The organism is Pseudomonas sp. LS_2, from assembly GCF_042709235.1.
GTDB lineage: Bacteria > Pseudomonadota > Gammaproteobacteria > Pseudomonadales > Pseudomonadaceae > Aquipseudomonas.
Map to the genome: position 1 here is coordinate 1 of NZ_JAVAYC010000036.1, position 14725 is coordinate 14725.

Sequence of the window (14725 nt, forward strand, 5' to 3'; positions counted from 1 at the left end):
GGCTCGGAGATGTGTAAAAAAGGCAGGCGTCGGCCTCTTCGCAGGCAAGCCCGCACCCACAAGTACCCACTGTTCTCGAAGGCAGTGCAGTACCTGTGGGAGCGGGTTTACCCGCGAAAAGGCCAACGCAATGTCGAACCTGTATTGGCCAGGGTAATGGGTTGTTTATAGCCCTACGACCGGGTCACCAACGTGACGCCTGGCTGACAGCGCTGTCAGTTTTCGCGGGTGGGTCAAAAACCGATATAGGCGTAGTACACCGGCGCCTCTGCCGTGGTCAGCAGCCCATGGGGCAGTAGGTCGTCGGCCACTGCCGGGTCGGGTACGTGCAGTGTCCACGGCGAGCCGTCGTCGGCGGGCGTTTGCTCCAGTACCGTGCCCAGCGCTCCCATGTCCGGCAGCCAGGCGGTGAAGCCGCTGCCCTTGAGGGCGCTGGTGGTCATGCCCAGGGCCTGGCAGATGGCGACCTTGGCGGCGATGTCGTCGCGGTCGGCCTGGCGCGAGGCGTCAATCAGCGCTATCAGCTCAGGGTCCAGCGGCAGGCTGCCATGGATCAGTTCGGGGCCTTGCTCCCAGGCTTCGGACGGGCAGTCCTTGTTTTCCGTGCGCAGGGGGATGTGCGGGTTGATCTCGGCCGGGTAGATGCGGCACACCAACGGGCGGGTTTCATAGATGGTGCACAGGTTGTCGGCATCCAGGTTGCGGCAACGACCGGGGTTGAACGCGGCAAAGGTCACCGACACACGTACCTCGCCGCTGCCGCAGGCCACCGGATGCGAGCGGCGCAGCACGTGCTCGCGCTGCTCGACCGGCATGCCAGGACCGTCGGCGACGAAGCCCTCGATCAGCACCACCACCTGGCCACCGGCCTGTGCCCACTGGCGCGACTCGGCCAGGGTCAGTGGCACGTGGTGGCCGGTGCAGCACTTGCCACAACCGGTGCAGGCGAAGCGGATAGAATCGTTCACCGTTTGCTGGTTTCCCATTCGGTAATGAAAGCCTGCTGGCGTTGGCGGTCGTACAGGCACAGCTCGGTGCCGGTGCGTTGCTTCATGTGCTTTTGCGGGTATACGCCTTCGATCAGCAACGCGCTGTAGGCGACTCGGTCGTCGAACTCGGCAGGCTTGCCCAGCACATGGGCATTCTTGAACTGGCTGGCGGCCAGGCAACTCTTGACCATCTGCTGGCGATAGTCGTTCCAGGCCTGGGTACTGGATGCCTGGGCCATGCCGCTGGCCATGGCGCAGGTCACGAGAAGGGCGCTAAGAAATTTCATACGGGATCCCAGGAAAAAACTTCGAGTGGCTGTCAATTATGCCCAAGCTGCCCAAGTCATCAAGAACCAACCTTTGTCGCCACGTATCAATGCTCGGCAAACGCCACCGCCCGCGCCGCCACCACCAGGCAGTCGGTCAGCTCGGGCGAGGAAAACTTGGTGAGGATTGCGTTGGCCCCGGCAAGCCTGGCCTTCTCGGCGCTCATGGCGCTGTCCAGCGAGGTGTGCAGCAGGACGTAGAGGTGCTTGAAGTCCGGGGTTTCGCGCACGGTGCGGGTGAAGGCATAGCCGTCCATCTCCGACATTTCGATGTCGGACACCACGATGTTGATTTCCTGGGCGGTGCCTTGCAGGTCCAGCAGCACGTTGATCGCTTCCTTGGCACTGCGCGCGGTGTGGCACTCGATGCCGAGGTTGCGCAGGGTGTGTACCGACTGCTGCAACGCGACCTGGCTGTCATCGACCACCAGGATATTGGTAGCTGCCAGAAGGCTTGCGTCCTCCTCGTTCAACTCGCCGGTTTTTGCCTCGGGCTCGGGCGGGGCGATGCCGTGGATGACCTTCTCGATGTCCAGCACCTGCACCAGGGTATTGTCGACCCGGGTCACGCCGGTGATGAACGAGCGGTTGCCCGAGCCGTAGGGCGGCGGCTTGATATCGGTGCTCAGGCAATGAACGATGCGGCTCACCGCTTGCACGTGCAGGCCCTGGCGCGAGCGGCTGATCTCGGTGACGATCAGGCAGCCGCCATCGGGGTCGGCCAGTGGCCGTTCGCCGATGGCGCGGGACAGGTCGATCACCGACAGCGAGTTGCCCCGCAGGGTGGCCACGCCTTTGACGTGCGGGTGCGATTCGGGGAGCTTGGTCAGCGGTGGGCAAGGAATGATCTCGCTGACCTTGAGCAGGTTGATCGCCATCAGCTTGCCGCTGCGCAGGGTGAACAGCAGCAGGGACAGCGAGTCCGCGCGGGCGTTTTGCGTGGCCATGGGCAACCTTGTATGTAAGGAATGGGGAGGATGCCAGGTTATCGGCCTGGTTTGGTCAGGCTTTAGATATGCCTTGAAGATGGCGGCCTATCGCAAGCCCAGGCGCTTGGCCAGGCGATTGAGGTTGGCCCGGTCCAACTCCAGCTCGCGCGCTGCCGCGGCCCAATTGTCGTGATGACGTGCCAGGCACGCCTCGATCACCTGGCGCTGATAGGCGTCCAGCGCTTCTCGCAGCCCGCCTTGCGGCGGCTCGGCGAGTACTTCCGGGGCGCTGGAGGGCAACTCAGGCGCAGGTTGTGATGGGCGCAGATCGAGGTCATGGGCTTCCAGGGTAAGAATGCGCGGGCGCTTGGGCTGCTGGCCTAGGGCCTTGAGCGCAGAGCGACCGATCAGGTGCTCCAGCTCGCGCACGTTGCCCGGCCAGTCGTATGCCAGCAGCGCCGACTGCGCCTCGGCGCTCAGGCGCAGGCTGTTCAGGCCCAGGCGCGAGCGGTTCTGTTCGAGGAAGTAACCGGCGATCAACAGCACGTCGCGACCACGCGTGCGCAGGGCGGGTACCTGCAAAGGGTAGACGCTCAGGCGGTGGTAGAAGTCGGCGCGGTAGCGGCCCTGGCGCACTTCCTCGGCCAGGTCGCGGTTGGTCGCCGCGATCAGGCGTACATCCACCTGGTGCTCACGGTCCGAGCCCAGACGTTGCAGCTGGCCGCTCTGCAATACGCGCAGCAGCTTGGCCTGGACGGTCAGGGGCAGTTCACCTACCTCATCGAGGAACAGTGTGCCGCCATTGGCCAGCTCGAACTTGCCACGGCGTTCGCCATGGGCGCCGGTGAAGGCGCCGCGCACGTGGCCGAACAGCTCGCTTTCCACCAAGGTGTCGGGCAATGCGGCGCAGTTCAGGCTGATCAGTGGCTTGCCGGCGCGTTGGCTGGCGCGGTGCAGGGCCTGGGCTACCAGTTCCTTGCCGACGCCGGTTTCGCCGGTGATCAGCACGGTCAGGTCGCTGCCGCCGACCAGGCGTATCTCCTCCACCAGGCGTTTGTGCGCCTGGCTCTGGCCGATCAGTTCCTTGTCCTGGCCGCTGGCCTGGCGATACACCTCGGCGCGCTGGTGCTCGTCCTCGGCGCGCAGGGCCAGGTTCTCGATGCGCTCGGCCACCGTGACGGTGGCGGCGGCAAGGCTGGCGAACGCTTGCAAGGCTTCCAGCTCCAGGCTCTGGAACTGCCCAGGCTCAAGGGCGTCGAGGGTGACCAGGCCCCATGGGCGCTCATCGACCATCAACGGGCAGCCCATGCAGTCGTGCACCTCGAGGTCGGCATGGGCGTCAGCCACCAACCCATCGTAGGGGTCGGGCAGGTCGCTGTCGCTGGCGAAGCGGGTGGGCTCGGGGCGGCTGAGCAGAATCTGGAAGCGCGGATGCTCGCTGACCCGGAAGCGCCGCCCGAGGGTGTCGGGCGACAGGCCGTCTACTGCCAGCGGGACCAGCCATTCGCCATCCAGACGCAGCAACGCAGCGGCATCGCACGGCAGCAGGTTGCGCATGGCCTGCAGCAAGCGGCGGTAGCGCTCCTGGTCGGGCAGGTCGCGGGACAGGTCGCTGACCAGGGGGAGGAGGGTGGTCAGCAGCGGCTTTGCGGTCATAAGGACTCCTTTTGGTCGGAATGACTATACGCCGGTCTGTGTCATTTTGACCGTTATTGTTTCAAGCTATTGATTTTATTGATTTTTAAACTTGGCATGATTGCTGAAATACCAAAGGCAACCTTACGAAGCCCCTGGCTCAGGAGTCACTACCATGCTTACCGCCGACCAACGTGCAATCGTCAAAGCCACCGTCCCGCTGCTGGAAAGCGGCGGCGAAGCGCTGACCACTCACTTCTACAAGATGATGCTCAGCGAATACCCCGAAGTGCGCCCGCTGTTCAACCAGGCCCACCAGGCCAGCGGCGACCAGCCGCGCGCCCTGGCCAACGGCGTGCTGATGTACGCCCGTCACATCGACCAGCTGGAAAAACTGGGCGGCCTGGTCGGGCTGATCATCAACAAGCATGTAGCCCTGCAGATCCTGCCCGAGCACTACCCAATCGTCGGCAGCTGCCTGCTGCGTGCCATCGAGGAAGTGCTCGGCAAGGACATCGCTACCCCGCAGGTCATCGAAGCCTGGGGCGCGGCCTACGGCCAGTTGGCTGACATCCTCATCGGTGCCGAAGAGAAGATCTACAAGGAGAAGGAAGAAGCCGTGGGCGGCTGGCGTGGTGTGCGCGAGTTCCGCGTGGCGCGCCGGGTGCAGGAAAGCAGCGAAATCGTCTCGTTCTACTTCGCCCCGGTCGATGGCCAGCCGGTACTGCTGGCCGAGCCGGGCCAGTACATTGGCTTGCAGGTGTTCGTCGATGGCGTGGAGCAGCGCCGCAACTACTCGCTGTCGGCCCTGGGCGATGGCAAGCAGTACCGCATCAGCGTCAAGCGCGAACCTGGCGGCAAGGTCTCCAACCAACTGCACGACCAGCTTCAGGAAGGCGACCTGATCAACCTGTTCACGCCCTCCGGCGAGTTCACCCTGACCGACAGCGACAAGCCCTTGGTGCTGCTCAGCGGTGGCGTCGGCATCACCCCGACCCTGGCCATGCTGGAAGCTGCGCTCAAGACCCAGCGCCCGGTGCACTTCATCCACTGCGCGCGCAATAGCTCGGTGCACGCCTTCCGTGACTGGGTCGATGCCCTGGCCGAGCGTCACCCGCAGCTCAAGCGCTTCTACTGCTACGGCGAAGACGATGGCAGCAGCAAGGTCGACGCCGTGGGTGTCCTGACCCAGGAGCTGCTGGGCGAATGGCTGCCGAGCGACCGCGACCTGGACGCCTACTTCCTCGGCCCGAAAGGTTTCATGGCGGCCATGCGCCGTCACCTGAAAGGGCTCGGTGTGCCAGAAGCGCAGAGCCGCTACGAGTTCTTCGGCCCGGCTTCGGCGCTGGAGTAACCGGCCGGCACGCCCTTGCGCATCGGGGGCGTGCCAGTTGTCGAACCCATCGCGGGGCAGGCTTGCTTGCCCCGCGATCGCGCGTGCGCGCTTTCTATATAAGGAAGGGAATACGCAACACTGCGGGATCTTTCAGCTTTAATCCTCCTTTAATCACGGTATCCTTCACTTCGGCTGTCGAGGGGCGTTCGCCTGCGCGGCATCCGGGCTACCGCATTTTTGCGGGCGACGTTGAACCGACGTCGTTCCGGCCGGTCCTAGATCACCACGGATAGCCACAGCGCTGTCACGCCGCTTCCTCGACGCATCCCAATGGCCACGCCGGCGTGTAGACTGGCGCCCTTTCGGGCGGCACGCGCTGCCACTATCCATCGAAGGAATCGGCAATGAACGAACAAACCTTGCGCCTGAATCGGGAACGGCGCTTTCTGGTGCTGCTGGGGGTGATCTGCCTCTCCCTGATCGGTGGCGCGCTGTACATGCAGGTCGTACTCGGCGAGGCGCCTTGCCCGCTGTGCATCCTGCAGCGCTATGCCCTGCTGCTGATCGCGCTGTTCGCCTTCATCGCTGCCGCCATGCCGGGGCGGCGCAGCCTGACGTTCTTCGAAGCCTTGGTCGTGCTCAGCGCGATCGGTGGAATCGTTGCGGCGGGCAACCATGTGTATATACTCGCCAACCCGGCGGTCAGTTGCGGCATCGATACCTTGCAACCGATCGTCGACGACCTGCCCCTGGCGCGGGTCTGGCCATTGGCGTTCCAGGTCGACGGTTTCTGCTCCACGCCGTACCCGCCGATCCTCGGCCTTTCCCTGGCGCAATGGGCGCTGGTGGCCTTTGTCCTCACCGCCATCCTGGTGCCTCTGGGCATCTACCGGAACCGGCGCCGGGCTTAGACAAAAGTACCGATTTCGCGCAAGTCTGTTGCACGGTGCGAAACCTGGGAAATGTTTCCCAAGGGCTGACCTGAATCAGCGACAAACCCCTTTAGTACGTGGCCTGCAGGCTTGTTTCGAGGGGTGCGACAAACTGTCGCGAAGTTGATTTTTTGGGCGCTATTGTTACGAATCCTGCAAAAGACTGTTGCTCAATAAGTCATAGTCAAGGGGGGGCGACCTATCTACAATCGCCCCCAATTTCCGTTCGGCACCGCTTGCGAGTCGCAGGATCGAAGGAAGCCCCAGCGCTCCTTTTGCTGACTTCGTCAAGTTCCGCCCGGCGGTGATCCGGGCGGACATCCCTCCGCGTTTTCCGCACCAAATGGACTTGGTCTGAAGTACAGGCCGTTAGCCTAAGAAATCTAAGCACCATCAAAACCCGCTTGACGCCAGGTCCTGCAGTCGGACCCCAGGCAGGAGCGAATTCGAGCCCGAAATGCTAACGCTTGGCAGGACGAAGTGTTGGCGACCAAAACACAAATTGCATTGAAGCAAGCTGATCTAGAGGTCGTGAGATGAGTAAAAAGCGTTACCCCAGACTGTTTGGCATATTGCCCTTTTTAGGCATGCTTTTACTCAGCGGGTGTGAATGGACCCTGCTTGATCCGAAGGGCCAGGTGGGTGTCGAGCAGAAGGAGCTGATCCTGATCGCTACCGGCCTCATGCTGCTGGTCGTCGTGCCTGTCATCATCATGACCCTGGTGTTCGCCTGGAAGTACCGTGCTTCCAACAAGGCCGCCACCTACACCCCCGACTGGTCGCATTCGACCAAGATCGAGGCCGCGGTGTGGATCATCCCGATCCTGATCATCATCGCCCTGGGTTACGTCACCTACCACTCCACCCACAAGCTGGACCCGTACCGTCCACTGGATTCCGATGTGAAGCCGGTGCAGATCGACGTGGTCGCGCTGGACTGGAAATGGCTGTTCATCTACCCGGAACAAGGCATCGCCACGGTCAACAAGATCGTCTTCCCGGCCAACACCCCGGTTAACTTCCGTGTCACCTCGGACGCCGTGATGAACTCGTTCTTCATCCCCGCACTGGGCGGCCAGATCTACGCCATGGCCGGCATGACCACCAAGCTGCACCTGATCGCCAACGAGAACGGCGAGTTCGACGGTATCTCGGCGAACTACAGCGGTGCGGGCTTCACCGGTATGAAATTCAAGGCTACCGCCACCTCCCAGGCCGACTTCGAAGCATGGGTCGCCGAGGTCAAGCAGTCGCCGAAGAAGCTGGACGAGGCTGAATACAGCGCCTTGGCCAAACCAAGCGAAAACAACCCAGTCGCGCTGTACAGCGAGGCATCGGCTGACCAGTTCCAGCGCATCGTCGACAAGTACGAAGGCATGAACCGCGGTCGTCCGAACCACGAAGAAGCAGGCAGCAAAGAGCTGGCCACTACCAAGGGTGTGGATTCGAGTATGCAACCAGCTGCCGGTGCAGAGGAGTAAGAGATGTTCGGTAAATTATCCCTGGAGGCGATACCTCACGACCCGATAGTCTTGGTGACACTCGCCTTGATTGCGGTCGGTGGTATTGCCTTGGTCGGTGCAATCACCTATTTCCGCAAGTGGACCTACTTGTGGAGCGAGTGGTTGACCACGGTCGACCACAAGAAGATCGGGGTGATGTACATCATCGTCGCGATGGTCATGCTGCTGCGCGGCTTCGCCGACGCCATCATGATGCGTACCCAGCTGGCGATGGCCACCTCCGGCTCCGAAGGCTACCTGCCGCCTGAACACTATGACCAGATCTTCACCGCCCACGGTGTGATCATGATCATCTTCATGGCGATGCCGTTCTTCACCGGCCTGATGAACCTGGCCCTGCCTCTGCAGATCGGTGCACGTGACGTTGCCTTCCCGTTCCTGAACTCCCTGAGCTTCTACCTGCTGCTGGCAGGCGTGCTGCTGGTCAACATCTCGCTGGGCGTCGGTGAATTCGCCAAGACCGGCTGGGTTGCCTACCCGCCGCTTTCGGGCATCGAGTACAGTCCGGGCGTGGGTGTGGACTACTACATCTGGGCGCTACAGCTCTCAGGCTTGGGTACGACACTCACCGGCGTGAACTTCCTGGTCACCGTGGCCAAGATGCGCGCACCTGGCATGAAGCTCATGGACATGCCGATCTTCACCTGGACCTGCACCTGGGCCAACGTGCTGATCGTCGCTTCGTTCCCGATCCTGACCGCCGCACTCGCCCTGCTGACCGTTGACCGTTATCTGGACTTCCACATCTTCACCAACGACCTTGGTGGGAACCCGATGATGTACGTCAACCTGTTCTGGGCGTGGGGTCACCCTGAGGTCTACATCCTGATCCTGCCGGCCTTCGGCGTGTTCTCGGAAGTCACCTCGACCTTCTCCAGCAAGCGCCTGTTCGGCCACCACGCGATGATCTACGCGTCGGGTGCGATCGCCGTACTGGGCTTCGCGGTCTGGCTGCACCACTTCTTCACCATGGGTGCCGGCGCCAGCGTCAACACCTTCTTCGGCCTGGCGACGATGCTGATCTCCATTCCGACGGGTGTGAAGCTGTTCAACTGGCTGTTCACCATGTACCAGGGCCGAGTGCGCTTCACCTCGCCAATGCTCTGGACCCTGGGCTTCATGGTCACCTTCTCCATCGGTGGCATGACCGGCGTCCTGCTGGCCGTTCCAGGTGCTGACTTCGTACTGCACAACAGCCTGTTCGTGATCGCCCACTTCCACAACGTGATCATCGGTGGCGCAGTATTCGGCTACATCGCAGGTTTCGTGTTCTGGTTCCCGAAAGCCTTCGGCTTCACCCTGAACGAGAAGTGGGGCAAGGCCTCCTTCTGGCTCTGGATCTCGGGCTTCTACGTTGCGTTCATGCCGCTGTACGCCCTGGGCTTCATGGGCATGACCCGTCGCCTGAACCACTCCGACAACCCGCTGTGGGAACCCTACCTGTACGTTGCCGTGGTCGGCGCCGTGATGATCCTGGGCGGTATCGCCTGCCAGCTGATCCAGCTGTACGTGTCGGTCCGCGACAGCAAGCAGAACCTGGACGTCACTGGCGACCCATGGGGCGGCCGTACCCTGGAATGGTCGACTTCGTCGCCACCTCCGTTCTACAACTTCGCCCACATGCCTGAGAAGGTAGGCCTGGACGCTTGGCACGAAGCCAAGGAAGCCGGTGTCGCCTACAAGGTGCCGGGCAAGTACGAGCCGATCCACATGCCAAGCAACACCTCCACCGGTCTGTTCATGGGTCTGTTCCTGACCGTGTTCGGCTTCGCCTTCATCTGGCACATCTGGTGGCTGGTGGCTGCAAGCCTGGTTGCAACCGTTGTTGTCTTCGTTCGCCACGCAGCACGTGACGACCAGGGCTACATGGTTCCGGCCGAGGAAGTGGCGCGTATCGAAGGCGAGCGTCTGAAGGCGTTGGCCCAGGCCGGTGCACTGCCAGCTGGCGGCGCACGTGTCGAATCGTTTGAGCGGGTGTAACCAATGTCCAGTCAAGTAATGCACGGTGAAGCACATGGTCACGACCATGGGCACGACGATCACCACCACGACTCGGGCCAGATGACCGTATTCGGTTTCTGGCTCTACCTGATGACCGACTGCATCCTGTTTGCGTCGCTCTTCGCTACCTACGCGGTGCTGTCCGGCAGTTTTGCCGGCGGCCCGTCGGGTCACGACATCTTCCAGCTCGACTTCGTGCTGGTTGAAACCGCACTGCTGCTGCTGTCCTCGATCACCTTCGGCTTCGCCATGCTGAAGTTGTTCGCCGGTAACAAGGCAGGCGTGCTGGGCTGGTTGGCCGTGACCTTCCTGTTCGGTGCCGGCTTCATCGCGATGGAAATCTATGAATTCCATCACCTGATCGTCGAAGGCTACGGCCCGCAGCGCAGTGCGTTCCTGTCGGCGTTCTTCGCGCTGGTAGGTACCCACGGTCTGCACGTGACTGCTGGCCTGATCTGGATGGCGATCCTGATGTACCAGATCCAGACCAAGGGCATCACCCCGACCGTGAAAACCCGCATGAGCTGCCTGAGCCTGTTCTGGCACTTCCTGGACGTGGTCTGGATCTGCGTCTTCACCGTCGTCTACCTGCTGGGAGTCCTGTAATGGCTAACGCACACGACACTGCTCACCACGAAGGCAACCACGGCAGCGTGAAGTCCTACATGATCGGCTTCATCCTGTCGATCATCCTGACTGCCATCCCGTTCGGCCTGGTGATGTACCCAAGCTTGCCGAAGAACCTGACCGTCCTGATCGTGGTGGCCATGGCCGTCATCCAGGTGGTGGTACACCTTGTGTACTTCCTGCACATGGACCGCTCGAAAGAGCAGCGCTCCAACGTGTCGACGTTCCTGTTCACCGTTCTGGTTATTGCACTGCTGGTCGGCCTGTCGCTGTGGATCATGTTCAGCATCCACATCGAAATGATGGCCAAGTGAGGTAAGACTGCATGTCCGTGAAGCACTTTATCCAAATCACCAAACCGGGGATCATTTTCGGTAACGTGCTTTCCGTGGCAGGCGGTTTCTTCCTCGCCTCGGGCGGGCATGTGGATTTCGCCCTGTTCCTGGCGGTGGTTGTCGGTACTTCCCTGGTCGTCGCGTCCGGTTGCGTGTTCAACAACTGCATCGACCGCGACATCGACCTGAAGATGGAACGTACCAAGAACCGCGTCATGGTTCAGGGCGGCATGCCACTGCCGCTCGCACTGGCCTACGCCACCCTGCTTGGGGTGGCGGGCTTCAGCATGCTGTACATCCAGGCCAACCCGCTGGCGGCGTTCTGCGCGCTGGTCGGGTTCGTCATCTACGTCGGCTTCTACAGCCTGTGGCTCAAGCGCAAGTCGGTGCATGGCACCTTGGTGGGCAGCCTGTCCGGTGCCATGCCGCCGGTGATCGGCTACTGCGCGGTGAGCAACAGCTTCGACATGGCCGCAGTGACTCTGCTGGTGATGTTCAGCCTGTGGCAGATGCCACACAGCTTCGCCATCGCCATCTTCCGCTTCAAGGACTACAGCGCCGCCAACATCCCGGTATTGCCGGTGGCACGCGGTATCCTCGCGGCGAAGAAGCAGATCGTGCTGTACGTGCTGGCCTTCGTGCTCGCTACCTTGATGCTCACCCTTGGCGGTTACGCAGGCCTGGGTTACCTCGCCGTCGCCGCAGCCATGGGCCTGTACTGGCTGTACATGGCCTGGGGTGGCTACAAGGCCGAGGACGACAGCAAATGGGCGCGCAAGGTGTTCGGCTTCTCCATCCTCACCGTCACTGCCCTGAGCGTGATGATGTCGGTGGACAGCCAGACCGCCGCCGATGTGCTGATGACCTACGCACGCTGACAGCTCTGCCTGTTACACGAAACCCCGGCCCTGGTGCCGGGGTTTTTTGCCTGGGGCCTTCTCGCTGCCCCGTCGCAATGCTTCCTGCTGCCTGCGCCATTACTCGCAGCCTAAGGTGCCCCTCCCACACCAAGGAGGCATACCCATGGGCGTTTTCACTGTCTACTTCTGCGGCACCGGCTCCCACAGTTTCGATACCACGAACCCCAACTTCTGGAATGGCGAGCTGGTCTCGACCCTGGCCGCCAACGATGCCGGGCGGGAGTTCGTCGACTGGATCGCCGTCGACGGCCCCGGCAGCGGCAACCTGCAGAGCGACCTGTTGTTCGTCGAGGGGGGCGGGCACTTCCAGATCACTGGCACTCTGTTCGGCAGCGGCTGGAACGAGAACGTCCAGCATGCGCTGCAGGTCATCAAGGGCAAGCTCAACTGGCAACGCAAGAAGCTCACACAGCAGGAGTACGACGGTCTCAAGCGTGCCGGCATCCCGATCCCCGATGCCAGCGCGGGAGGCTCGTGGTTCTGGCGCACGTACGACTATGGGGACCGCCTGGTGACACCCCAGGCGTTGCAGGAGCAGCTCATCAGGCAGATGCGCAAACCGTTGATCCCCACTACCGTCAACCTGGTGGGCTGGAGCCGTGGCGGCATCAGCTGCCATATGTTGGCCAACGCCATGGCCGAGGATCCGGAACTGGGAGGTGTGAAGGTCAACATCTTCGCCATCGACCCGGTGCCGGGCGCGGGCAATGTGCAGCACGAGCGCGTGCAGCTGAAAACCAACGTCAAGGAGTACGTGGGCTACTATGCGCGCGACGAGCGTTCCAAGGGCTTTGCCTGTGTCATCCCGATCATGCCCTTCAAGTCGCGCATCAGCATCTTCCCGTTACCGGGGCGTCACGCAACCCTTGTGGGCAACGCTTCGACCGATGGTGCGAGCAGCGGCAAGGTTTTGATCGAACCGGGGCAGGTCGTGCGGCACTTCGCTGAGGTATGCCTGACTCGCTGGGGTACTCGCCTGAACAAGCGCCTGCAACTCGATCAGGCAATGCTCGACAAGTACCACCGGGCCATGGCCGCGGCAGACGGGCAGTACCGGGCCATGCGCAAACAGTCCTACACCGTGGTCACCGAGGGCGACGACGAGCGCCTCGTCCACCATGGCATGATCGGCACGGAATTCCGCAAGGTCCAGGGCGATCCGTTCGACCCCGCCGATGGCCTCGCCCAGTCGCCGCAGGACGCGGACAACTACAAGTCCTTGCGCTGACAGGGCAGGGCGGCCAGCGTTCGTATGGCCGCCTCTTTACATCCCCTGGCGGGCCGATTATCTTCTGCCTCGGCCACCGCAGTGGCCAACGTCGCTCGGACGGTTCCGGGCGCTTACGTCTCTCGAGGAAAGCATGGCCGACCAAGGTTCGCCGCGCCGCTTTGCGCGCATCGATCGTCTCCCCCCCTACGTCTTCAACATCACCGCCGAACTGAAGATGGCTGCCCGCCGTCGCGGCGAGGACATCATCGACCTGAGCATGGGTAACCCCGACGGGGCCACGCCACCGCACATCGTCGAGAAGCTGGTGCAAGTCGCCCAGCGCGAAGACACCCACGGCTATTCCACCTCCCGGGGCATTCCACGCCTGCGCCGCGCCATCTCGCGCTGGTACCAGGAACGCTACGAGGTGGAGATCGACCCGGAAAGCGAAGCCATCGTTACCATCGGCTCGAAAGAAGGCCTGGCGCACCTGATGCTGGCCACCCTCGACCAAGGCGACACCGTGCTGGTGCCCAACCCCAGCTACCCCATTCATATCTACGGCGCGGTGATCGCCGGTGCCCAGGTGCGCTCCGTGCCGCTGGTGCCGGGCGTAGACTTCTTCAACGAGCTGGAGCGGGCGATTCGCGAGTCGATCCCCAAGCCGAAGATGATGATTCTCGGCTTTCCCTCCAACCCTACCGCCCAGTGCGTCGAGCTGGACTTCTTCGAGCGCGTGGTGGCCCTGGCCAAGCGCTACGACGTGCTGGTGGTGCATGACCTGGCCTACGCCGACATCGTCTACGACGGCTGGAAGGCGCCTTCGATCATGCAGGTGCCGGGCGCCAAGGACATCGCGGTGGAATTCTTCACCCTGTCCAAGAGCTACAACATGGCCGGCTGGCGCATCGGTTTCATGGTCGGCAACCCGCAGTTGGTCAGTGCCCTGGCGCGAATCAAGAGCTACCACGACTACGGCACCTTCACCCCCTTGCAGGTAGCGGCCATTGCCGCGCTGGAAGGCGACCAACAGTGCGTGCGCGACATCGCCGAGCAGTACCGCCAGCGCCGCAACCTGCTGGTCAAGGGCCTGCACGAACTGGGCTGGATGGTCGAGAACCCCAAGGCGTCGATGTACATCTGGGCGAAGATCCCGCCAGCCTATGCCCACCTGGGCTCGCTGGAGTTCTCCAAGAAGCTGCTGGCCGAAGCCAAGGTGTGCGTGTCGCCGGGCATCGGTTTCGGCGACTACGGCGACGACCACGTGCGCTTCGCGCTGATCGAGAACCAGGACCGTATTCGCCAGGCGATCCGCGGCATCCGCCAGATGTTCCGGGCCGACGGTCTTATCAGCAAGTGAGCCAGGATGGCCGCCGATGGGCGGCCATTTTTTTTGCATTACCCCTCTTCTCAGCCACCTTGGCTTCGATTACAAATGGCGCCGCGGGCCTTGCCCCGATAACAACAACCTTTCCCCTCCGTGCCATCATGTCCGAACAGAACCCTTGCCTTACCTGCGGCGCCTGCTGCGGCTACTTCCGTGTGTCCTTCTTCTGGGGTGAGTGCCAGTCCTCCGGCGGGACGGTGCCCGACGACCTGGTGGTACAGATCAATCCGACCCGCGTGGCGATGATCGGCACCGATGCCAAGCCCTGCCGCTGCATCAGCCTGGACGGCGAGATCGGCAAGCAGGTGGGATGCACCATCTACGAGAACCGCTCCACGCCCTGTCGCGAGTTCGACGCTTCCTGGGAAAACGGGGGGCACAACCCCAGTTGTGACGACGCCAGGGCGGCCTATGGCCTACCACCGCTCGAGGCCAACGAACCGCTCTGGCCGGGCGATGGCAGCGCCCGGGTCGCCTGATGCACTGAAGCGTTAAGGCGCTTTGCGGCGCAGCACTGTGCCGCTACCGCTGGTCGGTTGGATCCAACCTTTATCAGCCTACAGCCCGCGGAATAC

General features: G+C 62.4%; 14 protein-coding genes. 10 read left to right on the top strand and 4 right to left on the bottom strand.

Going from position 1 to position 14725, the window contains the following annotated elements; all coding sequences use genetic code 11:
- Positions 1 to 233: 233 nt before the first annotated feature.
- From RAC97_RS22420 to norR, 4 genes are all read right to left on the bottom strand, one after another.
- A complete protein-coding gene (locus tag RAC97_RS22420; RefSeq protein WP_375101843.1) occupies positions 234 to 968 on the bottom strand; it encodes a YkgJ family cysteine cluster protein in 735 nt (244 codons plus the stop codon).
- Complete coding sequence (locus RAC97_RS22425) at positions 965 to 1276, bottom strand: hypothetical protein (RefSeq protein WP_375101844.1); 312 nt, start codon at positions 1274 to 1276, stop codon at positions 965 to 967. The genes RAC97_RS22420 and RAC97_RS22425 overlap by 4 nt, the downstream gene beginning before the upstream one ends.
- Before the next feature lie 86 nt (positions 1277 to 1362).
- Complete coding sequence (locus tag RAC97_RS22430) at positions 1363 to 2262, bottom strand: chemotaxis protein (RefSeq protein WP_375101845.1); 900 nt, start codon at positions 2260 to 2262, stop codon at positions 1363 to 1365.
- An 87-nt stretch (positions 2263 to 2349) separates the two neighbouring features.
- Positions 2350 to 3900, bottom strand: a complete 1551-nt coding sequence (gene norR / locus RAC97_RS22435) for a nitric oxide reductase transcriptional regulator NorR (RefSeq protein ID WP_375101846.1) — start codon at positions 3898 to 3900, stop codon at positions 2350 to 2352.
- Positions 3901 to 4054: 154 nt separating this feature from the next.
- On the opposite strand from norR, the gene hmpA reads away from it, so the two are divergent.
- The 10 genes from hmpA (at position 4055) to RAC97_RS22485 (ending at position 14629) form a co-directional block, all read left to right on the top strand.
- The gene (gene hmpA, locus RAC97_RS22440; protein ID WP_375101847.1) at positions 4055 to 5233 is read left to right on the top strand and encodes an NO-inducible flavohemoprotein; all 1179 of its coding nucleotides are present in this window, start codon (positions 4055 to 4057) and stop codon (positions 5231 to 5233) included.
- Positions 5234 to 5619: 386 nt separating this feature from the next.
- Positions 5620 to 6126: a disulfide bond formation protein B gene (locus RAC97_RS22445; RefSeq protein ID WP_375101848.1), complete on the top strand. Its 507-nt coding sequence runs from the start codon at positions 5620 to 5622 to the stop codon at positions 6124 to 6126.
- Between the two features lie 557 nt (positions 6127 to 6683).
- The gene (gene cyoA, locus RAC97_RS22450; RefSeq protein ID WP_375101849.1) at positions 6684 to 7628 is read left to right on the top strand and encodes a ubiquinol oxidase subunit II; all 945 of its coding nucleotides are present in this window, start codon (positions 6684 to 6686) and stop codon (positions 7626 to 7628) included.
- 3 nt (positions 7629 to 7631) lie between these two features.
- The gene (gene cyoB / locus RAC97_RS22455; RefSeq protein ID WP_375101850.1) at positions 7632 to 9650 is read left to right on the top strand and encodes a cytochrome o ubiquinol oxidase subunit I; all 2019 of its coding nucleotides are present in this window, start codon (positions 7632 to 7634) and stop codon (positions 9648 to 9650) included.
- Between the two features lie 3 nt (positions 9651 to 9653).
- The gene (cyoC, locus tag RAC97_RS22460) at positions 9654 to 10277 is read left to right on the top strand and encodes a cytochrome o ubiquinol oxidase subunit III (RefSeq protein ID WP_375101851.1); all 624 of its coding nucleotides are present in this window, start codon (positions 9654 to 9656) and stop codon (positions 10275 to 10277) included.
- A complete protein-coding gene (gene cyoD / locus RAC97_RS22465) occupies positions 10277 to 10612 on the top strand; it encodes a cytochrome o ubiquinol oxidase subunit IV (protein WP_375101852.1) in 336 nt (111 codons plus the stop codon). Before cyoC ends, cyoD begins: the two co-directional genes overlap by 1 nt.
- Positions 10613 to 10623: 11 nt before the next feature.
- On the top strand, positions 10624 to 11511 hold the full coding sequence (cyoE, locus tag RAC97_RS22470; protein ID WP_375101853.1) for a heme o synthase: 888 nt from the start codon (positions 10624 to 10626) through the stop codon (positions 11509 to 11511).
- Positions 11512 to 11656: 145 nt separating this feature from the next.
- The gene (locus RAC97_RS22475) at positions 11657 to 12781 is read left to right on the top strand and encodes a hypothetical protein (RefSeq protein WP_375101854.1); all 1125 of its coding nucleotides are present in this window, start codon (positions 11657 to 11659) and stop codon (positions 12779 to 12781) included.
- A 133-nt stretch (positions 12782 to 12914) separates the two neighbouring features.
- Positions 12915 to 14123 (top strand): alanine transaminase, encoded by a 1209-nt coding sequence (alaC, locus tag RAC97_RS22480; protein WP_375101855.1) that lies wholly within the window; start codon positions 12915 to 12917, stop codon positions 14121 to 14123.
- 128 nt (positions 14124 to 14251) lie between these two features.
- A complete protein-coding gene (locus RAC97_RS22485; protein ID WP_375101856.1) occupies positions 14252 to 14629 on the top strand; it encodes a YkgJ family cysteine cluster protein in 378 nt (125 codons plus the stop codon).
- The last annotated feature ends 96 nt before the right edge of the window (positions 14630 to 14725 follow it).